General features: G+C 70.3%; 25 protein-coding genes and 4 tRNA genes. 21 read left to right on the top strand and 8 right to left on the bottom strand.

Going from position 1 to position 25242, the window contains the following annotated elements; genetic code table 11:
- Positions 1-15 precede the first annotated feature (15 nt).
- Positions 16-1152 (top strand): heparan-alpha-glucosaminide N-acetyltransferase domain-containing protein, encoded by a 1137-nt coding sequence (locus DEI97_RS11830; RefSeq protein WP_111074357.1) that lies wholly within the window; start codon positions 16-18, stop codon positions 1150-1152.
- A gap of 97 nt (positions 1153-1249) precedes the next feature.
- Here DEI97_RS11830 and cls read toward each other — a convergent pair whose 3' ends face one another.
- Together cls and DEI97_RS11820 are read right to left on the bottom strand one after the other, a co-directional pair.
- A complete protein-coding gene (gene cls / locus DEI97_RS11825) occupies positions 1250-2710 on the bottom strand; it encodes a cardiolipin synthase (protein WP_111074356.1) in 1461 nt (486 codons plus the stop codon).
- A gap of 34 nt (positions 2711-2744) precedes the next feature.
- Complete coding sequence (locus DEI97_RS11820; RefSeq protein WP_110902629.1) at positions 2745-3233, bottom strand: YajQ family cyclic di-GMP-binding protein; 489 nt, start codon at positions 3231-3233, stop codon at positions 2745-2747.
- A gap of 160 nt (positions 3234-3393) precedes the next feature.
- Here DEI97_RS11820 and DEI97_RS11815 point away from each other — a divergent pair.
- The 5 genes from DEI97_RS11815 (at position 3394) to DEI97_RS11795 (ending at position 6138) form a co-directional block, all read left to right on the top strand.
- Positions 3394-3476 (top strand) — tRNA-Tyr (locus DEI97_RS11815).
- A gap of 152 nt (positions 3477-3628) precedes the next feature.
- Positions 3629-4459: an inositol monophosphatase family protein gene (locus DEI97_RS11810; RefSeq protein WP_111074355.1), complete on the top strand. Its 831-nt coding sequence runs from the start codon at positions 3629-3631 to the stop codon at positions 4457-4459.
- A gap of 156 nt (positions 4460-4615) precedes the next feature.
- On the top strand, positions 4616-5857 hold the full coding sequence (locus DEI97_RS11805) for a M23 family metallopeptidase (RefSeq protein ID WP_111074354.1): 1242 nt from the start codon (positions 4616-4618) through the stop codon (positions 5855-5857).
- 90 nt (positions 5858-5947) lie between these two features.
- A tRNA-Thr gene (locus DEI97_RS11800) sits at positions 5948-6019 on the top strand.
- A 45-nt stretch (positions 6020-6064) separates the two neighbouring features.
- Positions 6065-6138, top strand: a tRNA-Met gene (locus DEI97_RS11795).
- A gap of 176 nt (positions 6139-6314) precedes the next feature.
- On the opposite strand, the gene DEI97_RS11790 is transcribed toward DEI97_RS11795, so the two are convergent.
- Entirely contained in the window at positions 6315-6722 is a 408-nt protein-coding gene (locus tag DEI97_RS11790) for a hypothetical protein (RefSeq protein ID WP_111074353.1), read from the bottom strand.
- Positions 6723-6854: 132 nt separating this feature from the next.
- On the opposite strand from DEI97_RS11790, the gene DEI97_RS11785 reads away from it, so the two are divergent.
- From DEI97_RS11785 to DEI97_RS11775, 3 genes are read left to right on the top strand one after another with little or no spacing between them, the layout of a single operon-like run.
- Positions 6855-7304, top strand: a complete 450-nt coding sequence (locus DEI97_RS11785; protein ID WP_111074352.1) for an FAS1-like dehydratase domain-containing protein — start codon at positions 6855-6857, stop codon at positions 7302-7304.
- Positions 7301-7723: a MaoC/PaaZ C-terminal domain-containing protein gene (locus tag DEI97_RS11780; RefSeq protein ID WP_111074351.1), complete on the top strand. Its 423-nt coding sequence runs from the start codon at positions 7301-7303 to the stop codon at positions 7721-7723. The genes DEI97_RS11785 and DEI97_RS11780 overlap by 4 nt, the downstream gene beginning before the upstream one ends.
- A gap of 2 nt (positions 7724-7725) precedes the next feature.
- Positions 7726-8757: a UDP-N-acetylmuramate dehydrogenase gene (locus tag DEI97_RS11775; protein ID WP_111074350.1), complete on the top strand. Its 1032-nt coding sequence runs from the start codon at positions 7726-7728 to the stop codon at positions 8755-8757.
- A gap of 165 nt (positions 8758-8922) precedes the next feature.
- Here the strand turns inward: DEI97_RS11775 and DEI97_RS11770 are convergent, their stop codons facing one another.
- Complete coding sequence (locus tag DEI97_RS11770) at positions 8923-10104, bottom strand: pyridoxal phosphate-dependent aminotransferase (protein ID WP_111074423.1); 1182 nt, start codon at positions 10102-10104, stop codon at positions 8923-8925.
- Positions 10105-10352: 248 nt separating this feature from the next.
- Here DEI97_RS11770 and DEI97_RS11765 point away from each other — a divergent pair.
- The 6 genes from DEI97_RS11765 to DEI97_RS11740 all read left to right on the top strand — a co-directional run bounded on the left by DEI97_RS11765 (position 10353) and on the right by DEI97_RS11740 (position 14142).
- Positions 10353-10425: transfer RNA gene (locus DEI97_RS11765), tRNA-Trp, on the top strand.
- A 34-nt stretch (positions 10426-10459) separates the two neighbouring features.
- Positions 10460-10720, top strand: a complete 261-nt coding sequence (secE, locus tag DEI97_RS11760; protein WP_374107147.1) for a preprotein translocase subunit SecE — start codon at positions 10460-10462, stop codon at positions 10718-10720.
- Positions 10721-10890: 170 nt separating this feature from the next.
- Entirely contained in the window at positions 10891-12006 is a 1116-nt protein-coding gene (gene nusG, locus DEI97_RS11755) for a transcription termination/antitermination protein NusG (RefSeq protein WP_111074348.1), read from the top strand.
- Between the two features lie 143 nt (positions 12007-12149).
- Positions 12150-12581 (top strand): 50S ribosomal protein L11, encoded by a 432-nt coding sequence (gene rplK / locus DEI97_RS11750; protein ID WP_110824626.1) that lies wholly within the window; start codon positions 12150-12152, stop codon positions 12579-12581.
- An 80-nt stretch (positions 12582-12661) separates the two neighbouring features.
- On the top strand, positions 12662-13351 hold the full coding sequence (gene rplA, locus DEI97_RS11745) for a 50S ribosomal protein L1 (protein WP_111074347.1): 690 nt from the start codon (positions 12662-12664) through the stop codon (positions 13349-13351).
- 140 nt (positions 13352-13491) lie between these two features.
- Positions 13492-14142 (top strand): Pr6Pr family membrane protein, encoded by a 651-nt coding sequence (locus DEI97_RS11740; protein WP_111074346.1) that lies wholly within the window; start codon positions 13492-13494, stop codon positions 14140-14142.
- On the opposite strand, the gene DEI97_RS11735 is transcribed toward DEI97_RS11740, so the two are convergent.
- Together DEI97_RS11735 and DEI97_RS11730 are read right to left on the bottom strand one after the other, a co-directional pair.
- Positions 14093-14818, bottom strand: a complete 726-nt coding sequence (locus DEI97_RS11735) for a YqaJ viral recombinase family protein (RefSeq protein ID WP_111074345.1) — start codon at positions 14816-14818, stop codon at positions 14093-14095. The genes DEI97_RS11740 and DEI97_RS11735 overlap by 50 nt on opposite strands.
- Before the next feature lie 62 nt (positions 14819-14880).
- Positions 14881-16092, bottom strand: a complete 1212-nt coding sequence (locus DEI97_RS11730; RefSeq protein ID WP_111074422.1) for an ROK family transcriptional regulator — start codon at positions 16090-16092, stop codon at positions 14881-14883.
- Between the two features lie 141 nt (positions 16093-16233).
- Between DEI97_RS11730 and DEI97_RS11725 the strand changes: the two genes are divergently transcribed.
- The 6 genes from DEI97_RS11725 to DEI97_RS11700 all read left to right on the top strand — a co-directional run bounded on the left by DEI97_RS11725 (position 16234) and on the right by DEI97_RS11700 (position 22604).
- Positions 16234-16980 (top strand): sugar phosphate isomerase/epimerase family protein, encoded by a 747-nt coding sequence (locus DEI97_RS11725; protein ID WP_111074344.1) that lies wholly within the window; start codon positions 16234-16236, stop codon positions 16978-16980.
- A complete protein-coding gene (locus DEI97_RS11720; protein WP_111074343.1) occupies positions 16977-18086 on the top strand; it encodes a Gfo/Idh/MocA family protein in 1110 nt (369 codons plus the stop codon). Before DEI97_RS11725 ends, DEI97_RS11720 begins: the two co-directional genes overlap by 4 nt.
- 122 nt (positions 18087-18208) lie before the next feature.
- On the top strand, positions 18209-19510 hold the full coding sequence (locus DEI97_RS11715; protein WP_111074342.1) for an ABC transporter substrate-binding protein: 1302 nt from the start codon (positions 18209-18211) through the stop codon (positions 19508-19510).
- Positions 19511-19602: 92 nt separating this feature from the next.
- A complete protein-coding gene (locus tag DEI97_RS11710) occupies positions 19603-20598 on the top strand; it encodes a carbohydrate ABC transporter permease (protein ID WP_111074341.1) in 996 nt (331 codons plus the stop codon).
- Positions 20591-21430, top strand: a complete 840-nt coding sequence (locus DEI97_RS11705; protein WP_111074340.1) for a carbohydrate ABC transporter permease — start codon at positions 20591-20593, stop codon at positions 21428-21430. Before DEI97_RS11710 ends, DEI97_RS11705 begins: the two co-directional genes overlap by 8 nt.
- Positions 21431-21662: 232 nt before the next feature.
- Entirely contained in the window at positions 21663-22604 is a 942-nt protein-coding gene (locus DEI97_RS11700; RefSeq protein ID WP_111074421.1) for a TolB family protein, read from the top strand.
- 141 nt (positions 22605-22745) lie between these two features.
- On the opposite strand, the gene DEI97_RS11695 is transcribed toward DEI97_RS11700, so the two are convergent.
- Both DEI97_RS11695 and DEI97_RS11690 read right to left on the bottom strand, forming a co-directional pair.
- Complete coding sequence (locus DEI97_RS11695; protein ID WP_258376662.1) at positions 22746-23477, bottom strand: ABC transporter ATP-binding protein; 732 nt, start codon at positions 23475-23477, stop codon at positions 22746-22748.
- A gap of 109 nt (positions 23478-23586) precedes the next feature.
- Positions 23587-25152: an ABC transporter permease gene (locus DEI97_RS11690; protein WP_111074339.1), complete on the bottom strand. Its 1566-nt coding sequence runs from the start codon at positions 25150-25152 to the stop codon at positions 23587-23589.
- Positions 25153-25242: the final 90 nt, after the last annotated feature.

Raw genomic sequence — 25242 nt, 5'->3', positions numbered from 1 at the left:
GTCGCGGGTCAGCGCATGACGACGCAGCGCCCGGTACCCCGGCTCGGGGTGCCGGGCGCTGCGTCGTCCGATCGGCTCGTCGGGGTCGACGTGGCCCGGTCGCTCGCCCTGTTCGGCATGATGGCGGCCCACGTCGGCGACGTCGCCGAGAACGTCGACTGGGCCGACCCGACGAGCCTCGGGGCGGTCGTGAACGGCCGGTCCGCGGCGCTCTTCGCGGTGCTCGCGGGGGTCTCCATCGGACTGGTGAGCGGCCGCGACCGACCGCCCGGGCCACCCGCGATCGGCCAGGTCCGCGCACGTCTGGCACTCCGGGCCGTCGTGGTCGTCGTCGTCGGGCTGCTCCTGATGGCCCTGCAGACACCCGTGTACGTCGTCCTGCCCACCTACGGCGCCCTGTTCCTGCTGGCCCTGCCCGTCCTCCGCTGGCGACCGTGGGCCCTGCTCCTGCTCGCTGCGGGCTGCGCGGTCGCGTCGGCTCCGGTCGCGCTGGCGATCGTGCCGCTGTACGCCGACGCCGACATGTTCGGCGTCCAGCTCGGGCTCGTCTACCCCGTCGTCACCTTCTGGACGTACGTCCTGGTCGGACTCGCGGTCGCCCGGTCACGGCCGGGAGGCGCGGTGCGGCAGGTCCTGCTCCTCGCGTCCGGCACCGTGGTCGCGACCGCCGCCTACTTCGTCGGGAACGCCGCCGCGCCGATCCCGTTCGACACCACGTACGCGTTCCCCGGCGTGCCCTTCGTGCCGTCCGACTCGGACGCCGGCCAGGCGTTCGCCCAGGTGTTCCTGTCGCCGCGGGACCACTCGTCCTCGATCGTCGACGTCGTCGGCACCGTTGCCGTCGCCGTCGCCGTGATCGCGCTGTGCCGCCTGCTCGTCGACGGACACGGGCCGCTCGTCACCCGGATCGCGTTCCCGTTGGCCGCCGTCGGGTCGATGCCGCTCACCGTCTACGCACTGCACCTCGTCGTGATCGCCGCGTGGCCCGAGATGCCGCAGGGACCGACGACGTGGTGGGCCTTCGTCGTCGGCTCGGTGCTGTTCGCGATGCTCTGGCGCCGGTTCCTCGGCCGTGGCCCGCTCGAACGGCTGACGGCGCGGATCGCCTCGGCGGTGCCCGCACCCGCGCCGGGGCCGGCGCCACGCGCCTGACCGTCCGGTCCGCTCCGGCGACCGCGCGCCGGGCGCGACCCGCGGGACGGACGCGGGACGGGCCTCCCGGCCGACAGACCGGTTCGGTGGCCGGCCGCTACTGCAGCGCCGCGGTGAGCCGCGCGACGTTGTCGAACACCCGCGACCGACGCGGGCGGGTCAGCCACTCGTCCAGCGTCAGCTGGCGGCTGGCGGCACGGTAGTCGTCCTGGACGTCCCGGAGTGCGTCCACGAAGGACTTCCCACGCACCATCACCGAGATCTCCAGGTTCAGGGTGAACGAGCGCATGTCCATGTTCGACGAGCCGATCACCGCGACGTCGTCGTCGATCGTGAAGTGCTTCGCATGCAGCACCGTCGGCGCACGGTACAGCCAGATCTTCACACCGGCCCGGAGCAGCCCCTCGTAGTAGGAACGCTGCGCGTGCCAGGTCATCGCGTGGTCGCCGATCTCGCCGACGAACAGCTCGACCTCGACCCCACGCTGCGCGGTCGTCGTGATCGCGTAGAGCATCGAGTCGTCGGGCACGAAGTACGGCGACGTGATCGACACCCGCTCCTGCGCCGAGTACAGCAGCGCGTTGAACAGGCGCAGGTTGTTCTCGCCGTCGAAGCCCGGCCCGGACGGCACCACCTGGCAGTCCAGCGCATCCGCCCGGTCTGCGCGGTGCACCGGATCGCTCTCACGGAGCAGCAGCTCGTCGGTCTCGCTGTACCAGTCGGTGACGAACAGCGCGTTGATGCCCGCGACGACCGGCCCCTCGAACCGCGCGAACAGGTCGCGCCACCTGAGGCCGCGCTCGATGTTCGTCTTCGTGTCGTAGGAGCGGTCGATGAGGTTCTGCGACCCCGTGAACGCGACCGAGCCGTCGACGACCAGGATCTTCCGGTGGTTGCGGAGGTCCGGGCGCTGGAACTTGCCCTCCATCGGCAACAGCGGCAGCATCAGGTGCCACTCGATGCCGGCGGCGTCGAGGAACGCCAGGGTGTCCTTGAAGTACGGGTACCCCCGGCTCGCCCAGTGGTCCATGAGGAAGCGGACCGTCACCCCACGGGCCTGCGCCCGCGCCAAGGACTCGAAGAACGGCCGCGTGGTGTCGTCGAGGGACGCGATGTAGAACTCGACGTGCACGAACCGCCGAGCGGCGTCGACGGCGTGCGTCATCTCGGCGAAGGCGTCGTCGTAGTGCGGGTACAGCTCGGCCTGGTTGCCACCGACCAGCGGCATCGCCCCGAGTTCGCGGTTCAGCCGGGTGATGCTCTCCAGCCACGCGGGCCACGGGTGGTCACGGCGCACCCGCTCGATGCCCTCGGTCTGCTCGAGGATGTAGCGGTTGATCTCGGTCTGCTTCTCACGGCGCGACCGCGGCAGCTTCGTCGACCCGAGCACCAGGAAGAGGATGAAACCGATGTAGGGGATGAGGAAGATCGCCAGCAACCAGCCCGTCGCCGTCTGCGGCTTCCGGTCGATCGGGACGTAGACGAGGGAGAAGGCGCGGATCGCCAGGTCCAACAGGACCAGGATGATGATCAACGCGACGACGAGCCAGTGCTCCACGGTGCGGGTCGGTGTCTGCGCGGGGGAGCGCGGGTCAGCGGAAGTTGATGAACTGCAGGGGCACGTCGAACTCCTGGCCCTTGAGCAGCTGGATGGTCTGCTGCAGGTCGTCGCGGCTCTTCGAGGAGACCCGGAGCTCGTCGCCCTGCACCTGGCTCTTCACCGTCTTCGGTGCCTCGGCCCGGATGACCGCGCCGATCTTCTTCGCGATGTCCTGCTCGATGCCGTTCTTGAACTTCACCTCGATGCGGAACTCCTTGCCCGAGGGGAACGGCTCGCCGGCGTCGAGGCTCTTCAGGCTGATGCCGCGCTTGATCGCCTTCGTCTGCAGCACGTCGAGGACGGCCAGGGCGCGCTCCTCGGTCGACGCCTTGATGAGGACGTCCTCACCGCTGAACGCGACGGACGCGCCGACGCCCTTGAAGTCGTAGCGCTGCTCGATCTCCTTCGCCGCCTGGTTGAGGGCGTTCTCCGCCTCCATCTTGTCGACCTTGCTGACCACGTCGAAGGAGCTGTCTGCCATGCCGGACAGCCTATCCGGCGGCACGCAGGCCCGTTCCGGGAGGCCCGTCCCACCCTCGGCAACCGGCCAGCGTCCGACCGTGGTCGCGAGCACCTCCGGACATCGGCTATGCTCTTCACCGCGCCTTCGGTCGGTGATGACACGGGCCGGGTGCGCACATGGCGAGTTACCCAAGCGGCCAAAGGGATCTGACTGTAAATCAGCCGGCGTATGCCTCCGGGGGTTCGAATCCCTCACTCGCCACTGTGCTAGCTACACACGTGCTAGCTACACATTCGTGTTGGCTTGTCGGGATGGCCCCGTCTTCGGACGGGGCCATTTCTGCGTTGCCAGGGGTTCGGCGGAGCGGCGTTCGGTCGCGCGCGGGGGATCGGCTGGTCGGGCAGGATCGGGGTATGTCGAATGCTCCCGTGTCTGCTGCTCCCGAAGCCCTTGCCGACCTCGCCGAGGCGATCGCCCGTGAAGCCGCCGCACTCGCGGTGCAGCGCCGGGCCGAAGGGGTCGAGGTCGCCGACCGGAAGTCGAGCATCGCCGACGTCGTGACCGCCGCCGACCGCGAGGTCGAAGCGCTCATCCGCCGGCGCATCAGCGAAGCACGCCCGGACGACGCCTTCCTCGGCGAGGAGTCCGGCACAGCGACGGGCACCTCCGGCCTGACCTGGGTCGTCGACCCGATCGACGGCACGGTCAACTACCTCTACGGCAGCCCCGCCCACGCCGTGAGCATCGGGGTCGTCCGCGGTGTCCCCGACCCCGCGATGTGGGAGCCCGTCGCCGGTGTCGTGATCGCGCCGGCGACCGGACAGGTGTACCGCGCCGTGGCCGGGGGAGTGGCCACCCTCGACGGACGTCCGCTCACCGTCGCCGCACCGGAGTCCCTCGCCGAGACCCTCGTCGCCACCGGCTTCGGGTACACCGCCGAACGCCGGTGGGAGCAGGCGGCCGTCCTCGCCGGGCTGATCACCGAGGTGCGTGACGTCCGCCGTGCCGGAGCTGCCGCACTCGACTGCTGCGCCGTGGCCGCGGGCACCGTCGACGCCTACTACGAACGCGGCATCAACCCGTGGGACATGGCGGCCGGCTCGATCGTGGCCGCCGCGGCCGGAGCGGACGTCCGCACGTGGGAGGTCGGCGACACGCGGTCCTTCCTCTTCGCCGCGCCGAGCATCGTCGAGGACCTCGCCACCCTCGTCCGCACGCTGGAGGACGACGTCCTGGGCGACTGAGCTCCGACCCGGGCCGAGCCACCCGCTCTGGGGGGTCTGCACAGGCGTGCACACGACTGGCGAGCACCGAACTCCTTTGCTACCGTTCAGGAGTCCCGTTACCTGCTCGTTACCGACGAGCGCCCGTGCCTCGAACTCAGGATCATCACCGAACGCATGCTCGACTCCTCGCAGACGCCCACGACCATCGACCGCAACGCCCCTGGGGCGACGCCGTCCGTGCACCTGACGAGACGAGCTCGGATCGAAGCCGAACGCGCCGCCGCGAAGACGTCCCGCCGGCGGTCGGACGTCGACCGCTCGGTCGCCACACCCGCTCGTGACGCTGCTCGTCCGGCGCCCGTCGGCTCCGGCCCCACGACTCCGCCGGCCCCCTCGTCGCCCGTCCTCCCGGCCTCGAGCGCGGCACCGCTGACCCCGCCGGCACCGTCCTCCCCGGTCGTCGCACCGCTCGCCGAAGGTGCTCCGGTGTCGGTCGCCGCTCGTCCCGCCGCCGCACGCCGCACCTCCGCGACGAAGCGCGCGACCCGGACCGCTGCGTCGAAGGCGAGCCGTGCCGCTGCCCCGAAGGCCACCCGTGCCGCGGCCCCGGCCGTGCCGGTCATCGCCGACGGCCCCCGCGTGGACCGTGCCACGCGGCACATCGCCCGCACCGCACCGGCCGCCGGTCGTGCGACGCGGGCCTCCGGTACCTCGTTCCGCCGGACCGCGTCCCGCGTGACGGTCGTCGGCGCACTGCTCTTCACCGCCGGTCTCGTCGTCTCGACCTCGCTGCCCGCGCAGGCCCTCTACGTCCCGCAGCCCGGTGCCGCGGCCGTCCGTGCCTCCGTGCAGGACGCGCAGTCGCTCTCCGTCGGTGACGCCGTCGAGGGCACCGTGGACCGCGATGCCTACACCGTGTCCGAAGCGCAGCGGAGCGTCACCCCGGCCGCCGGCATGGCGACCGACCCCTCGACGTTCACGAACGACGCGAACGGCACGATCCAGTGGCCGTTCCCGGTCGGTGTGCCGATCTCCTCGGGCTTCGGTGGCCGACAGGTCGCCGGGTGCTCGTTCTGCTCCACGTTCCACCAGGGCGTCGACTTCGCCCCGGGTGCCGGTACCGCCATCGGCGCGGTGGCCGACGGAACCGTCATCAAGGTGCAGGCGAACGACGGCGGCTTCGGCAACGACGTCTGGATCGAGCACGACGTGGACGGCAAGCAGTTCGTCAGCGTCTACGGGCACATGCTCGACAACTCGTTCCAGGTCGTGCAGGGCGAGCACGTGAAGGTCGGTCAGACCGTCGGTCTGGTCGGCAGCACGGGCAACTCGACAGGCCCGCACCTGCACCTGGAGATCCGCATCGACGGCGTCCCGGTGGACCCGCTGGCGTGGCTCCAGGCCAACGCGAACTAGCCCTCGCGGACGGCACGCCCGGGCGTCACGGTCGGTTCCAGACCACCGTCGCGGGTCTGCTATCCTCGTGTGGTGCCGCTCGCGGTACTCGCCCCGATAGCTCAGTGGTAGAGCACTTCCATGGTAAGGAAGGGGTCGTCAGTTCAATCCTGACTCGGGGCTCCGACTCGCAGTGTTGTCACTTCGCAGTGATCGCTGCGGATCCATGGCGGGGTAGCTCAGTTGGTTAGAGCACACGGCTCATAATCGTGGTGTCGCGGGTTCAAGTCCCGCCCTCGCTACCGTGCTGGTCGAACGAGTGTGATCAGCGGGAACGACGTCAAGACGGCAAGGCCCGGCGCAGCAGCGCCGGGCCTTCGTCGTTCCCCGCACCGCCCGTTCCGTGGCGGTCGGTTGGTCCTCGATCACGCGTCCCGCGCCTCCAGCCCGACGGGCCCCGCGCCTCCAGCCCGACGGGTCAGTGCAGCTTGATACCCGACGTGTCGATGCGGTCCGTGCGGTGCAGCAGGACGCCGCCGCCGTGCAGGGTCGTCTCGACCAGGCCGGCGATGCGGTGCCAGGCCTCGCGTCGGCGGTTCGCCCCGATCATGCCGCCCACGACCGCCGCTCCGTGACCCGCGTGCCGCAGTGTCAGGACGGCATGGCCCGGCGTTGACGTCAGTGCGAGCTCGTAGCGCCGGTACTGCCGGGATGGGTGGAGCAGCGCGCCGAGGAGCACCGTCATCACGGGGTTCCCCGCGGTCACGAGCAGGCGGCCCTCGCCGGACGCGACCCGGTGTCCGACGGCGCGCAGGGCAGTGTCGACGAGCTCGACCGCCGTGCAGCCGTGGTGTTCGAGCACCGTGTACTCGGTCGTCGTCTCCATCGCCACTCCCCGCCCCCGCCCGGTCGTCCCCCGACCGAGCGCCGCCAGCCTAACCGATGCAAACTCATGGACAAGGTCGAGCTCATCACCAACGTCGAGTCCGGCGTCCGAGGGCCTCGGTAGACTGCCCGGGTGTCAGTGAACCCCGAGCTCGTCGGCAGGACGTTCCCGCCGGCCCCGCCGTACCTGGTCGGTCGTGAGAAGGTGCGCGAGTTCTCCCGCGCCGTGTTCGCGACCAACCCGATCCACTCCGACCCCGCCGCCGCACGGGCCGCCGGGCACGCCGACGTCGTCGCCCCGGCCACCTTCGCGGTCGTCGTGCAGGAGGCCACGCTCGCGCAGCTCCTGGCCGAACCGGACGCCGGCATCGACTTCTCCCGTGTCGTGCACGGCGAGCAGAAGTTCGCCTACGCCCGACCGATCGTCGCCGGGGACGAACTCACCGCGACCCTCGCCGTCACGAGCGTGAAGACCCTGGGCGGCAACGCGATGGTCACCGCCGAGTCGAGCGTCGTCGACGCCGACGGACAGCACGTCGTCACCGCCACGTCCACCCTCGTCGTCCGAGGAGATGACGCATGACCGACACCGCCGCCGACCTGCAGGTCGGCACCGTCGTCGCGGAGCGCCAGGTGCACCTGACCCGCGACTCGCTCGTCCGGTACGCCGGGGCCTCCGGGGACTTCAACCCGATCCACTACCGCGACGACGTCGCCGCCTCGGTCGGGCTGCCCGGCGTCCTGGCACACGGCATGCTCACCATGGGCCTCGCCGTCCAGCCCGTCGCCGAGTGGCTCGGCGACCGCGGTTGGGTCGCCTCGTACGGCGTCCGCTTCACCCGCCCCGTCGTCGTCGACCCGACCGACGGTGCCGACGTCGGCGTGGTCGCCAAGGTCGGCACCCTCGACGACCAGGGCCGCCCGCAGCGCATCGACCTCACCGTGACCGCCGCCGGGCAGACCGTGCTCGGCAAGGCGCAGGTCACCGTGGCGTTCCACTGACCGTGGCGGAGACGACGCTCGCCGAGCTCACGACCCTGCGCGTCGGCGGTCCGGCCGGCCGACTGCTGGTCGCGGACACGACCGACGAACTCGTCGCCCACATCGTCGACGCCTGGGCGGACGAGGACGACTGGCTGGTCCTCGGCGGCGGCAGCAACCTGCTCGTCGCCGACCAGGGCTTCCCCGGCACCGTGGTGGTGGTCCGCACCCGCGGGGTCGACGCGGTGCCCGACGCCGACGGCGTCACCGTCCGCGTCGCCGCAGGGGAGCCGTGGGACGCGTTCATCGCGACGACCGTCGAGCGCGGATGGACCGGACTGGAGGCCCTCAGCGGCATCCCGGGCACGGTCGGTGCCGCCCCCGTGCAGAACATCGGCGCCTACGGGGTCGAGCTCTCCGACGTGCTCACCGCCGTCGACTTCCTGGACGCCGAGACCGGCGAGCGTTCCTGGGTCCCCGCGTCCGAGCTGGCGCTCGGCTACCGCACGAGCACCCTCAAGCACGGTCGTCGCGGCGTCGTGCTGACCGTCGAGTTCCGGCTCGGGACGGCTTCCGACGACGGGGTCCCGGTGCGGTACGCCCAGCTCGCGGGGTCCCTCGGCGTCGAGCTCGGCACCCTCGTCGCCCCGGCCGACGTCCGCGCCGAGGTCCTCCGGCTGCGCGGGTCCAAGGGCATGGTGCTCGACGACGCCGACCCGGACACCTGGAGCGCCGGCTCGTTCTTCACCAACCCGATCGTGTCGGCCGGGTTCGCGCAGACGATGCCCGACGACGCACCGCGCTGGCCGGCCGGTGACGACGTGAAGCTCAGCGCCGCCTGGCTGATCGAGCACGCCGGGGTGCACCGCGGCTACGGCGTCCCGGGGTCCCGCGCCGGGATCTCCACGAAGCACACCCTCGCGCTGACGAACCGTGGGGGAGCGACGGCGGCCCAGGTCGCCGAGCTCGCGCGCTACGTGCAGGTGACGGTCGCGAACCGCTTCGGCGTCACGCTCGTGCCGGAGCCCGTCGTGGTCGGGGACCTGCTCGCCTGATCGACGGCGACGGCGACGGCGACGGCGACGGTGCCGGCAACGGTTGCGGCGTGGCGGACGCGAGGCGTGCCTCCCGGCCGTCGCCGACTCCGACGACATCGCTCCCCGCAACGACGACGCGCCCCGTCGAGACGGGGCGCGTCGTGCCGTTCGGGGTGACCGGGGTCAGCCGAACAGGCGGGCCAGACGGGCGACACCCTCGGCGATGTCGTCGTCGCCGAGCGCGTAGGACAGGCGCAGGTACCCGGAGGGCCCGAACGCCTCGCCCGGGACGACCGCGACCTCGGCGTGCTCGAGGATCAGGTCCGCCAGCTCGAGGGTCGTGGTCGGCGTGCTGCCGGCCCACTCGCGACCGAGCAACGCGGTGACGTCGGGGTACACGTAGAACGCCCCCTGCGGCACGGGCGTGTTGAACCCCGGGATGGCGTTGAGGCCGGCGACGATCGCCTGCCGGCGACGGTCGAAGGCCTCGCGCATCGCCAGGACGGGCTCCTGCGGGCCGTCCAGGGCGGCGATCGCGGCACGCTGCGAGACGTTCGAGACGTTCGAGGACAGGTGGGACTGCAGGTTCGACGCGGCCTTGACCACGTCCGCCGGGCCGATCATCCAGCCGACCCGCCAGCCGGTCATGGCGTAGGTCTTGGCGACCCCGTTCACCAGGATCGTCGTGTCCGCGAGGGCCGGGACCTGCTCGAGGACACCGGAGAAGGTGAGGCCGTCGTAGAGCAGGTCCTGGTAGATCTCGTCGCTGATCACCCAGATGCCGTGCTCCAGCGCCCACTCGCCGATGGCGCGGGTCTGCTCGGCGGAGTAGACGGCACCGGTCGGGTTCGACGGGGAGCAGAAGAGCAACGCCTTCGTGCGCGGGGTCCGCGCTGCCTCGAGCTGCTCGACGGTGACGAGGTAGTCCTGGTCGCTGCCGGCGAAGACGTCGACGGGGACGCCGCCCGCCAGTCGGATGGCTTCGGGGTAGGTGGTCCAGTACGGCGCGGGCAGCAGGACCTCGTCCCCGGCGTCGACCACGGTCTGGAAGGCCTGGTAGACGGCCTGCTTGCCGCCGTTCGTGATGATGACCTGCGACGGGTCGACGGCGATGCCGGACTCGCGCGCGGTCTTGTCGGCGACCGCGCGCTTCAGGTCCGGGAGGCCCGTGGCCGGGGTGTACCGGTGGTTCGCCGAGTCCTGCGCTGCCGCGACGGCCGCGTCGACGACGTGCGCCGGGGTGGCGAAGTCGGGCTCGCCCGCGGCGAAGGAGATCACCGGGCGCCCGGAGGCCTTGAGGGCCTTCGCCTTGGCGTCGACCTTGAGGGTCGCGGACTCGGCGATGGCGGCGATGCGGGAGGCGATGCGCGGACGGTCCCCGGGCGCACCTGCGTCCGTGCCCGGGCGCGGGCTGCTGTCGGGGCTGTCGGTGGGCTGAGGGCTGGCGGCTTCGGTGCTCACGGGGTCAGCCTACCGACGCGCCGCGCCGGAGCACCCGTCAAGTGGACACCGCCGTCGGGACTCCCGTACACTGTTCTGCGGCGGTTGAAGTCTGTCGGAAACGGACTTCTTCTCCCTGGAACGACCGGATCCCGTACGGGTGGACGTTCCGAAGGGCGGTGGCTCAATTGGTAGAGCAGCGGTCTCCAAAACCGCAGGTTGCAGGTTCAAGTCCTGTCCGCCCTGCACATCGGGAAGGGTTGAAGTGGCGAGCAAAGACGTGGAGACGACTGACGACGTCGTCACCCAGGCAAAGGTCGACCGGGCTCAGCGCCGTGGCCCCTTCGCCGCGATCGCACTGTTCATCCGCCAGGTCTTCGGCGAGCTGCGCAAGGTCGTCACCCCGACCCGCAAGGAACTCTTCAGCTACACGGGCGTCGTGCTCGTGTTCGTCGTCGTGATGATGATCCTCGTGTCGGTCCTCGACTTCGTGTTCGGTCTCGGCGTCGGCTACGTGTTCGGCAACGGCCCCACGGCCTGACCCAGCTGGCATCAACCCCGGCGCGCTGCACTCCTGGCGCGCCCGGCCTGACCGCAGGTCCGACCGCTCCGGTCCTCCTCGGGGTACGGTCTTCCGGAGACGGTGACCCGTTCCCTGCCCGGGACACGAGCGCCATCCCGATCCGCACCATCGAACGGAAAGAACCGACTGTGTCTGACTACTCCCGCGACGACATCGACCTCGCGACCGCTGCCGAGCAGTCTTCCGAGGTCGAGGAGAACCAGGAAGGCGACGTCGAGACGAGCGAACTCCGTTCGACCGACTCCGCCGAGGAGCGCGCGATCTCCGTCGAGGACGACGACGACGAGTCCCTCGGGCTGAGCGACGAGCCGGACGACGGCACCGTCAGCACCGAGCTCGACGAGACGCTCGACGCCCTCGCCGAATCGCGTGACCCGGAAGCCGACGCCGTCGTCGACGACGCGCTCGAGATCGACACCGCCGACGAGGCCGAAGCCGCCGTCGAAGCCGTCGAGGACGAAGAAGAGACCGAGCTCGAGGACGAGACCGCGGACGAAGCGAACGCCACCGTCGCCGCGGAAGAGTCCGCCGACACGCTCGGTGCGATCGCCCCGGAGTCCGAGGTCGACCTGGCTCCCGACACCGAGGTCACGATCACGGCCGAGGACGACGACGACGAGTCCGAGGTCGACCCGTACGAGGCGTTCAAGACCGAACTGCGGATGAAGCCGGGCAAGTGGTACGTCATCCACTCCTACGCGGGCTTCGAGCGCCGCGTGAAGGCGAACATCGAGAACCGCATGGTCTCGATGTCGATGGAGGACTACATCTACCAGGCCGAGGTCCCGATGGAGGACGTCGTCGAGATCAAGAACGGGCAGCGCAAGCTGGTCACCCGCGTCCGGATCCCCGGCTACGTGCTCGTCCGCATGGACCTCGACGAGGACTCGTGGTCCGTCGTCCGCCACACCCCGGGTGTGACCGGCTTCGTCGGCAACGCGCACAACCCGACTCCGCTCCGCTTCGACGAGGCCTTCGGCATGCTGAAGTCCCTCGTCCAGGTCGCCGAGGCGGCCCCGACCAAGGGCGGCGCCAAGGGCAGCGGACTCGCCCAGGCACAGCCCCAGGCCGAGGTCGACTTCGAGGTCGGCGAGACGATCACCATCAAGGAAGGCTCGTTCGCGGGTCTGCCGGGGTCGATCTCCGAGATCAAGCCGGAGAGCGGCAAGCTCACCGTGCTCGTCTCGCTCTTCGAGCGCGAGACGCCGGTCGAGCTCAGCTTCGACCAGGTGACCAAGCTCTAGAGCTGGACACCATCCACTAGACTGTTCGAGTTTGGGTCCGCGCGCCTCGTGCGCTGCGGATCCGTCACCGCGATCCGGAACCGCCGGAGACGCGGGAGAGTGCACGGGTCCCCGTGCGTTCGATCCCAGGAGGAAAGCGAAACATGGCACCGAAGAAGAAGGTCACGGGCCTGATCAAGCTGCAGATCAACGCGGGCGCCGCCAACCCGGCACCGCCGATCGGTCCGGCGCTCGGTCAGCACGGCGTGAACATCATGGAGTTCTGCAAGGCGTACAACGCCCAGACCGAGTCGCAGCGCGGCAACGTCATCCCGGTGGAGATCACCGTCTACGAGGACCGTTCGTTCACGTTCATCCTCAAGACCCCGCCGGCAGCCGAGCTCATCAAGAAGGCCGCGGGTGTGAACAAGGGTTCCGCGACGCCGCACACGGTGAAGGCCGGACGCATCACGGCGGACCAGATCCGTCAGATCGCCGAGACCAAGCAGGCTGACCTGAACGCCAACGACATCGAGCAGGCGACGAAGATCATCGCCGGTACCGCTCGTTCGATGGGCATCACGGTCGAGGCCTGAGCCTCACCCTCCACACCCCAGTACTCACCGTGGGAGAGCCGCGCCGGCTCGCCAACCACGTATCTCGCAAGGAGACCACCATGGCGAAGAAGTCCAAGGCGTACCGCGCCGCGGCCGCGAAGATCGTGGCCGACAAGTTCTACACCCCCACCGAGGCAGTCGCCCTGGCGAAGGAGACCGGCTCTGCGAAGACCGACTCCACCGTCGAGGTCGCGCTGAAGCTCGGTGTGGACCCCCGCAAGGCGGACCAGATGGTGCGCGGCACCGTCATCCTCCCGCACGGCACCGGTAAGACCGCCCGCGTCATCGTCTTCGCGACGGGTGCAGCCGCTGAGGCTGCCATCGCCGCCGGCGCCGACGAGGTCGGTGGCGACGAGCTCATCGCGAAGGTCGCCGAGGGCTACACCTCGTTCGACTCCGCGGTCTCGACCCCGGAGCTCATGGGCAAGGTCGGTCGTCTCGGCAAGGTGCTCGGCCCGCGTGGCCTCATGCCCAACCCGAAGACCGGCACCGTGACCCCGAACGTGGCCCAGGCCGTGAACGAGATCAAGGGCGGCAAGATCGAGTTCCGCGTCGACAAGCACTCCAACGTGCACTTCGTCGTCGGCAAGGCCTCGTTCACGCCGGAGCAGCTCGACGAGAACATCACCACCGCGCTCGACGAGATCGTCCGTCTCAAGCCGAGCGCCGCGAAGGGCCGGTACATCATGAAGGGCGCCGTCTCGACGACCTTCGGCCCGGGCATCCCGCTGGACGTCAACGTCTTCTGATCCCGATCAGCAGCGGATCGCACTGATCCACAGCACGACCAGAACGGCCCGCACTCCGGTGCGGGCCGTTCTGCGTCCCCGGTGCGGCGAGCCCCGCTCCGCGTTCTCCGGACAGGGCGATCGACCAGTACCGTGATCCCGTGCGGATCTTCGTGAACGTCCTGCGGCTCGTGGCCGCGATCGCCATCGTCGCGGCCATCGTCGACGACCTGCAGCGTGCGCTCCAGAACGGGTTCGTGTTCTGGAACTTCTTCGGGTACTTCACGAACCAGTCGAACATCCTGGTCGCGGTCGTCTTCGTCCTCACCGTCGTGGCAGCAGTGCGCCGGCGCGATGCCGGCCGCCGGTTGGACCTGTTCCGCGGCGCCGCCACGGTCTACATCGCGACGACGGGTCTGGTCTACAACACGCTGCTCGCCCAGGTCGGGCAGCCGGTGGGGCAGTCCTGGTCCAACGACGTGCTGCACCGCTGGATCCCGCTGTACGTCGTGATCGACTGGCTGCTGTTCTCGGACCGCAGCCGACTGTTCTTCCGCGACGTGTGGTGGTTCCTGATCTACCCGGCGGCCTGGCTGGTCGTGGTCGTGATCCGCGGTGCGACCGACGGCTGGGTGCCCTACCCGTTCCTCGACCCGAAGTCGGGCTACGGCGTGGTCGCGCTGTACTGCCTGGGCGTCGCGGTGTTCATCGGCCTGATGGGCCTGATCGTCGTCGCGCTGTCCCGACTGCGGTTGGTCCCGGTCAGCGAGCGTCCCGCAGGCGATCGAGCACCAGGTCCGCGAGGGCGATGAGCCCGCGGATGGCGTCGTCGTCGCGGTCGATCCACCGGCACTCGGGCTCGTCGGCGACCGGCACGAAGTCGTCGTGCTTCTCCCAGACGAACAGCGTCCGGTCGGCACCGAGTACGTACTGCTGCCACCACACCTGCCGCATGTAGTGCCGGGGGACGCGGGTGAACCCGTTCGCGGTGGTCTTGATCTCGGCCAGCAGCAGACGGCCGTCGCGGTCGAGCCCGACACCGTCCGGGGTCGCCAGGTGTGCCCGGTTCGTGGCGGCGTGGAACAGGTGTGCCGAGGGCTGGATGCCGTGGGTCGCGGCGACCCAGGAGGCGATCACGGGTTCGCGTTCCTTGCCGTGTTCGGTGTAGACGTTGCCGGCGAACCGGGAGCCGTACCGCTTGTCGGCGACGACCGCGTCGACGGCGTGGAGGGACGCGAGACGTGCGACGTCGGTGGCCGTGATGCCCATCGCGCGGGCGCGCAGCCAGGCGACGCGGTCGGACGAGTGCGCGACGATCCGCTCGGTGTGCCCGCGGAGCGCGGTGAAGGTGTCGTGTGCGCGAGTCGGACGCGCGGAGCCGGTGGCCCGAACACCCGCAGACCGACCGCCGGCCGACGTGGCGGGGCCGGGCTGGGCCTCCCACCCGTCATCCAGGTCGCCCCAGAGAGTGGGCTGCACGATCGTCACCCCACGATTGTCCACCCGACCACCGGCACCGGCGAAACCGGCACGCGGTCGGGGTGCGGCGGTCAGGAGACCAGCTGCCGCCCCTCGGCCATCGTGACCAGCTCGTCGACGCCCGCGGGGGACAGCGCGTACGCGATGGCGAGCGCTGCGGCGCCCTGCAGTGCGGCGATCGAGCCGGCGCGGGACTGCGCGATGACGAGGTGCTCGGTGGCGAGGGGCATCGAGCGGGAGTAGACGACCTCCCGGACGCCGGCGAGCAGGTGCTCCCCGGCCTGGGTGATCGAGCCGCCGAGTGCGATGACCGACGGGTTGATGAGGGAGACGCAGGTCGCCAGGACCTCGCCGATGTCCCGGCCGGCCTGGCGCACGGCACCGATGGCGTCGAGGTCGGACCGGGCGACGAGCTCGATGACGTCGGCGCTGGTGTGCACGTCGTGGCCCTTCGCCCGCAGTGCCCGGGCGATCGCCGGACCGGAGGCGACGGCCTCCAGGCAGCCGGTGTTGCCGCAGTGGCAGGGGACGTCGCCCGCCCGCGAGACCCGGACGTGCCCGATGTCGCCCGCGGTGCCCTGCGCGCCGCGCTGCAGCCGGCCCTCCGAAACGATGCCGGAGCCGATGCCGGTGGCGACCTTCACGAAGAGCAGGTGGTCGAGGTCCGGCCAGCCGTGTGCCCGTTCGCCGAGGGCCGCGATGTTCACGTCGTTGTCGACGAGGACGTGGGCGCGGACGTGCTGGCGGAGCCACCCGGGGACGTCGAAGCCGTCCCAGCCGGGCATGATCGGCGGGTTGGCGGGGCGTCCGGTCGAGAACTCGACGGGGCCGGGCAGGCCGATGCCGAACGCGATGACGTCGTCGCGGGCGCGGCCGACCGAGTCGAGCAGTTCGTCGACGACGCCGACGAGCCACTCGAGCGTGGGGACGGGTCCGGCGGCGATGTCGATCCGGGCGTCGCGGGTGGCGAGCTGGGTGCCGACCAGGTCGGTCACCGCGACCCGGCCGTGCGAGGCACCGAGGTCGGCGGCGACGACGAGTCGCGCGGCGGGGCGCAACGCGATCTGTGCCGGGGGTCGTCCGCCGGTGGAGGCGGCGGTGTCGACGGACCCGACGAGTCCGACGTCGACCAGGGCGTCGATGCGCACGCCGATGGTCGAGCGCGCCATCCCGGTGAGGGCAGCGAGTTCACCTCGGGTCCGCGGGACGCCGTCGCGCAGGATCTGGAAGAGCTCGCTGGCCCCGACCGGCGGCGTCGTCGCCGTCCGCGTCAAGTCGACCATGGTCGGAGTGAACCACACATCGTCCGGGCCACGCAACGAAGGTCGTCGAACCTCTTCGAACTTTTGCTTGACCGCCGACAAAAGCGCCCATAGTGTGACGATCGGTCAGAGAAGACCACATCTCGATGAGGAGAACACCTGGTGCCCCAACCGCTCTCGGTCCAGCTCTACACGGTGCGTGACGCACTGACGACGGACCTCCCCGGAACCCTGGCGACGATCGCCGACATCGGTTTCACGAACGTCGAGCTCTTCGGCTTCGTCGACCGTGCCGACGAGTACGTAGCCGCCCTGCAGCAGGCCGGTCTGACCGCGCCGAGCGGGCACGCACGTCTCCTCGACGTGGACGAGCAGGGGCTCGAGCGCATCCTCACCGCGAGCGTCACCGTCGGGCTCGGCACGCTGATCGACCCGCACGTCGACGAAGCACGCTGGACCACCCGCGAAGACGTCGAGGCCATCGCCCGGCAGTTCAACGAGCTCGCGCCCCGCGCCGCCGACCACGGTCTGACCCTCGGCTACCACAACCACGCGTTCGAGTTCTCGAACCGCATCGACGGTACGAGCGCCTTCGAGGTCTTCGCCGGGGCCCTCTCCGACGCCGTCGTCCTCGAGCTCGACACCTACTGGGCGAAGGTCGGCGGCGACGACCCGGTGGCCGTCCTCGGCCGACTCGGCGACCAGGTCCGGTTCCTGCACGTCAAGGACGGCGACGGCTCGCACGACGACAAGCAGCAGGTCGCGGTCGGCAACGGCATCATGCCGGTGCGCGACATCGTGGCCGCAGCGCCCGACGCCCAGCAGGTCATCGAGCTCGACGACCACGACGGCGACGTCGTCCAGGCCGTCCGCGACTCGTACGCCTTCCTCGCCGGAGCACACGCATGAGCGCCGCGGGACGTGTCGGGGTCGGTGTCATCGGCGCCGGCGTCATCTCGGACCAGTACCTGTCCAACCTGACGGTCTTCCCCGACGTCGAGGTCCTCTTCATCGCCGACATCGACCTGCCCCGGGCAGCGTCGCAGGCCGAGAAGTGGGGCGTGCCGGGCTCCGGCACGGTCGACGAACTGCTCGCCGTCGACGACATCGAGATCGTCGTGAACCTCACGATCCCGGCGGCACACGTCGAGGTCGCGCTGCAGGCCCTGGCCGCCGGCAAGCACGTCTGGGGCGAGAAGCCCTACGCGCTGGACCGGCAGAGCGCCGCGCAGCTCCGCGACGCCGCGGTCGCCGCCGGCAAGACCGTCAGCGTCGCCCCGGACACGTTCCTCGGCGCCGGACTGCAGACCGCGCTCCGCACCATCCGCGACGGCCGCATCGGCACCCCGCTGAACGGGCTCACCCTCTTCCAGAGCCCCGGCCCGGAGTCCTGGCACCCGAGCCCCGAGTTCCTCTTCGCGTACGGTGCCGGCCCGCTGTTCGACATCGGCCCGTACTACATCACGACCCTCGTGCAGGCGTTCGGACCGGTCGCGAAGGTCACGGCCACCGCGTCGAAGTCCCGCGCCACCCGCACGATCGGCTCGGGCCCGAAGGCCGGCACCGACTTCCCGGTCGACGTCCCGACGAACCACTCGGCGCTGATCCAGTTCGAGAACGGCGGCAGCGCGCAGAGCGTCTTCTCGTTCGAGTCCGACCGCGGCCGCACCGGCTTCGTCGAGATCGCGGGCGAGACCGGCACGGTCGTCTTCCCCGACCCGAACGACTTCGACGGCGACACCGAGCTGTACGCGCTCGGCGCCGACGAGCCCGAGACGATCCCCGCCGTCGGGTCCACCTACTCGCGGGGGACGGGCGTGGTCGACCTGGCCCGCTCCCTCCGTGCGGGTGAGGAGAACCGGGTCCCCGGTGCCCTCGCCTTCCACGTCCTCGACGTGATGGTCTCCATCGCCGAGGCAGCCGAACGTGGTGAGACCGTGCTCGTCGAGAGCACGGTCACACCCTCCCCGACCCTCCCCGAGGGTTGGGACCCCGCGGAGCAGACCCTGGCCTGACCAGGTCCAGCCCGACCGGACCCTGGTCCGACCCGGCCCTGCCCCGTCCCACACAGCAGCACCCAGCACCACCACCGAGCACCACCTCCTGCAAGATCTCAACGACGAGAAAGTAGAGCCTCATGCGCACTGCCATCCGCGCACTGGCCATCACCGCGGCCGCGGCACTCACCGTGACCGGCCTCGCAGCCTGCTCCTCCGGGTCGTCCGGTTCCGCCGGCGACTCGAAGACGCTCACCTACTGGGCGTCGAACCAGGGCACGTCCCTGCAGAACGACAAGGAGGTGCTGACCCCCGTCCTCGAGAAGTTCACCAAGGAGACCGGGATCAAGGTCAACCTCCAGGTCATCGGCTGGAACGACCTCCAGACGAAGATCCAGACCGCCGTCACCTCGGGCCAGGGTCCGGACGTGGTGAACATCGGCAACACCTGGGCGACCTCGCTCCAGGCCACCGGCGCCTTCCAGGAGTTCGGTGACTCGGAGATGAAGGCGATCGGCGGTGCCGACAAGTTCGGCAAGGTCGCGCTCTCCACCGGTGGCGCCCCGGACAAGACCGTCACGAGCGTCCCGCTCTACGGCCTCGCCTACGGCCTCTTCTACAACAAGCAGATGCTCAAGGACGCGAACATCGAGCCGCCCACGAACTGGGACGACCTCGTCACCGCGGCCAAGACGCTGACGAAGGGTGACACCTACGGGTTCAGCCTCGCCGGTGGTTCGTACACCGAGAACGCGCACTTCGCGTTCATCAACTCGGCGCAGAACGGCGGCGAGTGGTTCGACAAGAGCGGCAAGCCGACCTTCACCTCGAAGGCCAACGTCGACGGCATCAAGCGCTACATCGACCTGATGCAGGACGCGAAGGCCGCGAACCCCTCGAACGCGCAGTACGACAACGCCACCCAGTCGGTCACGGACTTCGCGAACAAGAAGGCCGCGATGATCCTCAACCAGAACAACGCGAACAACACCATCAACTCGCTCGGCATGAAGTCGGACGAGTACGGCGTCGTCCCGCTGCCCGCTCCGACCGGTGGCGAGCAGATCGCCAGCTTCCCGGCCGGCATCAACCTCTCCGTCTTCAAGAACACGAAGAACAAGGAGGGCGCGCTGAAGTTCGTCAAGTACATGACGAGCGCGGACACGCAGACCACGCTCGACAAGCCGTACGCGGCACTGCCGGTGCTCGCCGCCGCTGCTGACTCCGTCACGGACGAGCAGACGAAGACGTTCCTCGACATCTACAACAACAAGGCGAAGCCGCTCCCGCTGGTGCCCGCCGAGGACCAGTTCGAGTCCACGGTCGGCAAGGCTATGAACGACATGTTCGCCAAGATCGCGACGGGTTCGACGGTGTCCGACAAGGACATCAAGAGCGCGCTGCAGACGGCCCAGGACCAGGTCTCCCAGGCCGCAGGCTGATCCGACGGGAGGCCCGGACCACGACCGTCAGGTCGGGACCGGGCCTCCCGCCCCACCTCCCGAACCCCCTCCACCAGCCGGAAGGCCTGCCCATGTCCACGACGGTCCTGCCAGACTCCGAGGCCATCGACCTGACGCACACGAAGGCGCCGACCCTCTCGGGGCCGTCGCCTCGTGGGAAGCGCCGCGCTCCGTGGCTCCCGTACGCACTCGTCGGTCCCGCGATCCTCTTCGAGCTGCTCATCCACATCGTGCCGATGCTCGTCGGCATCTGGATCAGCTTCGTGCAGCTCACCAAGTACTTCATCGCGAACTGGGGTGCCGCGCCCTTCGCCGGGCTGCGGAACTACTCCGTCGCGGTCGACTTCGACCAGGCGATCGGCCGTGGGCTGCTCAGCTCGTTCCTCATCACCTGCGCCTTCACGATCCTCGTGGTCGGGCTGTCCTGGGGCTTCGGCATGGCCGCCGCGGTCGCGCTGCAGAAGCCGTTCCGCGGTCGCGGGCTCTTCCGCACGCTGTTCCTGGTGCCCTACGCGCTGCCGATGTACGCCGGCGTCATCACGTGGAAGTTCATGTTCCAGCGTGACTCGGGTGCCCTGAACCACGTCCTGGTCGACCAGCTGCACCTGTTCGGTTCGAGCGCGCCGTTCTGGCTCATCGGCAACAACGCCTTCGTGGCCGTCGTCGTCGTGGCGATCTGGAAGACCTGGCCGTTCGCGTTCCTCATGCTGATGGCGGGCCTCCAGTCCGTGCCGGCGGACGTCTACGAGGCCGCCTCGGTCGACGGTGCCAAGCCCTTCCGACAGTGGCGCTCGATCACGCTGCCGATGGTCCGCCCGGTCAACGTCACGCTGGTGCTGGTGATGTTCCTCTGGACGTTCAACGACTTCAACACCCCGTTCGTGCTGTTCGGCTCGACCGCGCAGCCGCCGGCCGCCGACCTGTTGAGCTTCCACATCTACAACGCGTCGTTCATCACCTGGAACTTCGGCTCCGGTGCCGCGATGAGCGTCCTGCTCCTCCTCTTCCTGCTCGTCGTCACCGGCATCTACCTGGCCGTCACCAACCGGAGGTCCGTCCGTGCGTGAAACAACGGGGGCGAAGTCCTTCAAGGTCATCGTCCTGGCACTGCTCACCGTCTTCACGGTGGTGCCGCTCTACGTCATGATCACCACCGCCATCAAGCCGCTCGGCGACGTGCAGAACGACTTCACGTGGATCCCGTCGCGGATCACGTTCCAGCCGTTCATCGACATGTGGTCGACGGTCCCGCTCGGTCGGTACTTCATCAACTCGCTCGTGGTCTGCACGGTCGCGACGGTGTTCTCGCTGATCATCGCCACGTTCGCCGCCTACGCGGTGTCGCGGTGGAACTTCAAGGGCAAGAGCGCCTTCACCACGACGGTGCTCTCGACGCAGATGTTCCCCGGCGTGCTGTTCCTGCTGCCGCTGTTCCTGATCTTCACCAACCTCGGCAACACGCTCGGCATCCAGCTGGTCGGCAGCTGGCTCGGCCTGATCATCACGTACCTGACGTTCACGTTGCCGTTCTCGATCTGGATGCTCGCGGGCTACTTCGAGACGATCCCGCGCGAACTCGACGAGGCTGCGATGGTCGACGGTTCCGGCCCGATGGGCGCGCTGTTCCGGATCATCCTGCCCTCGGCCCGTCCCGGTCTCGTGGCGGTCGGCATCTACTCGTTCATGACGGCCTGGGGCGAGGTCCTCTTCGCCTCCGTCATGACGAACGGCCTCGGCTCGACGCTGGCGGTCGGTCTGCAGCAGTACTCGACGCAGACGAACGTGTACTGGAACCAGATCATGGCGGCCTCGCTGGTCGTCTCGATCCCGGTCGTCATCGCGTTCCTCGTGGTGCAGCGCCAGTTCGTCGCCGGCCTGACCGCCGGTGCGGTGAAGTAGCCGCGACCACCTGACGGGAGGCGCGGTGCGGGTCCGTCCCGCACCGCGCCTCCCGTCCGTGGTGCGGCCGGCGCGCGCCCGCCCGACCGTGGTGCGGCGCGGACTGCACCTGCCGTGTCCGATCCGAACCGTGGACTCCCGCGGTTCGGATCGGATTCCGTTGTGCGGCGCGTCGCCGAACCACGACCACGACCTCGACCACGACCCGGACCACGCACGACAGGATGGACGCATGACCGAGACCCGGGGGCGGCAACTGCTGCCCGGACAGACCAGCCGCGTGCACGTGTACGACGTCGAGGCGCGCGCGAGCCGGCTGGTGTTCGCCTCGGACACCGTGTTGGTCGAGGCGCCGAACGTCCTGGACGCCGACACCCTGGTGCTCAACGCCGACGGCGACCTCTGGCTGCTGCCGGTGCCCGCGGCCGGGACGGTCCTCGACGAGACCGCGCTCGTGCCGGTGCCGATGCCGGGTGTACCCGAGATCAACAACGACCACGTGCTCGACCCCTCGGGGCAGTCCGTCGTGGTGAGCGGGCGGGACGGTGAGCTGTACCGCGTGCCGCTGCCCGCCGGCGGCCCGGGGAGCCGGATCACCGACACCTCCGCCGCCCTGCCGACCGTGCGGAAGTACTACCTGCACGGCATCGCTCCCGACGGTTCCGCGCTGGCCGCGATCGTGGGCGAACGCTCACCGGAGGGCGTCTGGACCACCGACGTCGCCCTCGTCGACCCGGCGACCGGCGCGACGACCTTCCGGACCCGCGACGCGCACCCGGACGACGGGTGCGCGTGGACCCCGGACGGCGGGACCCTGCTGTTCAACACCGAGCGGTTCACCCCGGGCACGGCGCAGCTCGCCGCCCTGCGCGACGGGTCGACGGACCCCGTGCAGATCACCGGTGACGAGCGGGTGAACTGGTTCCCGCACGTCTCCCCGGACGGTGCGCACCTGCTGTACCTGTCCTACGAGCCCGGCGTGCAGGGGCACCCGGCGGACCACCGGGTGGAACTGCGGCTGCTGCCCGGGGTCCTCGCTCGTGGTGCGCGGATCGCGGTGGTGCCGGAGACGCTGGTCGTCCTCGACGGCGGGCAGGGGACCGTGAACGTGCCGCCGTGGGCGCCGGACTCGTCGTGGTTCGCGTACTGCGACTACCCGGGCGCGGCGGGCTGACGCCGCCGCGCCGCCGCGCCGCCGCGCCGCGGCTTCGTGGAACACCGGTGTTCGTCCGTCGCGCCGCGGAGATCCGCGGTGTGACACACGAACACCGGTGTTCCGCCGCCCGCCTCGGCCGCCTCGGCGGCGCAGCGGCGACTAGACCTCGCGGACCTGCCCCTGCTCGATGTGCAGCCGACGCTCTGCGCGCCGCGCCACCCACGAGTCGTGCGTCACGATGACGACCGTCAACCCGCGGTCCTTCCACTGCCGCTCGATGAGGCCCATGATCTCGTCGCGGGTGCCCTCGTCGAGCGCCCCGGTCGGCTCGTCCGCCAGCAGGACCGTCGGGTCCTTCACCAGGGCGCGGGCGATCGCGACGCGCTGCTGCTGCCCGCCGGAGAGCTCGGCAGGCAGGTGGTCGAGCCGTTCCTCGAGGCCGACCTCGCGCAGGGCGGTCGTGGCCCGTTCGCGGACCTCGGCCCGGGAGCGGTTCGCGAGGCTGCCCGCGAACGCGGTCTCGACGTTCTCGAGCGCGGTCAGGGTCGGGATGAGGTTGAAGCTCTGGAACACGAAGCCGATCTCGGTCGCCCGGACGTCGGTGAGCGCCCGGTCCCCGAGCACGGCGACGTCCCGGTCACCCAGGAACACCGAACCGCTGCTCGGCCGGTCGAGCGCGCCGAGCATCTGCAGCAGCGTCGACTTGCCGCCGCCGGTCGGCCCCTGCACCGCGACGAGCTGCCCATGCGGGATCTCGAGGTCGACCCCGGCCAGCGCGGTGACGGTCCGGTTCTTCTGCCGGTACGTCTTGGTCACGCCCGACAGCCGGTAGACGGGCCGGGAGGCTGTGGGCACGCCGTCGGTGGCGGCTGTGGTCTCGGTGGTGGTCACGATGGCTCCTCGGTCGTCGGGATGGTGCGGTCGGTCGTGCGGATCGTGCGGGTCGTGCGGGTCGCGCTGGTGCCGGCCGGGTCGGTCGGGGTGCGCCGGTCGGCCGGCATCACGCCACGCTCCGGAGCGCTTCCGCCGGGCGGAGCCGGGAGGCCCGCCACCCGCCGAGCGCGCCCGCGAGCAGCCCGCCGAGGACCGCGAGCCCGATGGCGAGCAGGATCACCTCGACGGTGACCGGGGCGTGCAGGACGACGTCCGTGGTCGCCGCCGTCTGCCCGCCGCCGCCGAAGCCGCCCGCGGGAGCGCCACCGGTCGTGCCGCTGCCGGCCGCCGCGGTCGCGGCTGCGCCGGGCATCCCACCACCCGCGCCGGGGCCGGTCCGGGTACTGGTGGCGGCACTCGCCGAGACCGTGGGGGCGATGACGTTCACGACGAGGATGCCGACGAGGCCGGTCGCGGCGCCGATGACACCACCGATCAGCCCCTGCACGAGCGACTCGCCCGCGACCTGCCGGGTGATGCGGCCGTTCGACCAGCCGATGGCCTTGAGGGTGCCGAACTCCCGGGTGCGTCGGGTGACGCCGGAGATGGTGAACAGGATCGCGATGAGGAACGCCGCCGCCAGGACGACGATCGACAGCCACCGGCCGAGGTTCGACACGAGGGCCGACGCCGTCGCCAGGGAGCCGGACATGCTCGAGGCGAGGTCGGACTCGGTGGAGACGGTCGCGCTCGACAGCTCCTTCTGCAGCGCGGTCTTGATCGTCGCGACGTCGGAGGACGACTCGGCGGAGACGTAGACGGACGTGACCTCGCCGGACAGGTCGGCGAGCGTCTGCGCGGTGTCGAGCGGGATGTACGTGTTCGAGCCGGTGGTGGACGCCGACCCGGTCGAGGCGACGATCCCGATGACGTCGAAGGTCTTCCCGCCGATCGAGACCGTGTCGCCGACGGCCTTCGACTCGCTCTTGGCGTACGCCGCGTCGAGCACGACGACGTCCTTGCCGGCGTCGGCCGTGGTGAAGGTACGGCCCTTCGTCGTCTCGGTGCTGGTGAGCGGGCCGACCGTGTCGCCGGAGACCGGGATGCCCGTGACGGTGAACGAGTCGACGCTGAACGAGCCACCGCCGAAGCCACCACCGCCCTGGCCGGTGCTGCTCTGGCCCGTACCGCTCTGGCCCGTGCTGCCCTGGCCGGTCCCGCTCGGTGGGCCGCCCTGCGCCGCACCGTCACTGCTGCTGCCGTCGCTCTGCTCGACCTGGCCGGAGAACGTGCTGTTCTCGAGCGTCAGGACGCCGGTCGCGGCCGCCACCCCGTCGGTTCCGGCGACCGTCGCCACGTTCGCGGCGGTCAGGGTGCTCGTGCCGCGGGACACCGCCAGGCGGGACTGGGACAGGTCGGTGGAACCGCTGCTGCTGCCCGACGAGCCCTGGTCGCCGAAGTCGAACGACGGCCGGCCGGTGCTGCTGGACGTCGGGGTCTCGGTCTTCGTCACGGTGATGTCGGTGCCGACGCCGTACACGGACGCCAGGACGCTCGACTGGGCGGACTGCACGCCGCTCGCGATCGACGAGACGATGACGACGAGCGCGATGGCCAGCGCCATCCCGACCGCGATGATGACCGTCTGCTTCTTGCGGTTCGTGAGTTCGCGCCTGAGGTAGGTCAGGAACATGGTTCTCCTCGGTGTGGGCCGACCCGGGAGCACCGGTCGCGCGGATCACGCGCCGGGGGCCGACGAGGAGAACCTAGGAAGGCGCACCAA

The organism is Curtobacterium sp. MCLR17_032, assembly GCF_003234795.2.
GTDB lineage: Bacteria > Actinomycetota > Actinomycetes > Actinomycetales > Microbacteriaceae > Curtobacterium.
The sequence above is the reverse complement of the archived record's forward strand: the minus strand, read 5'-3'. Positions and strand labels throughout refer to the sequence as shown.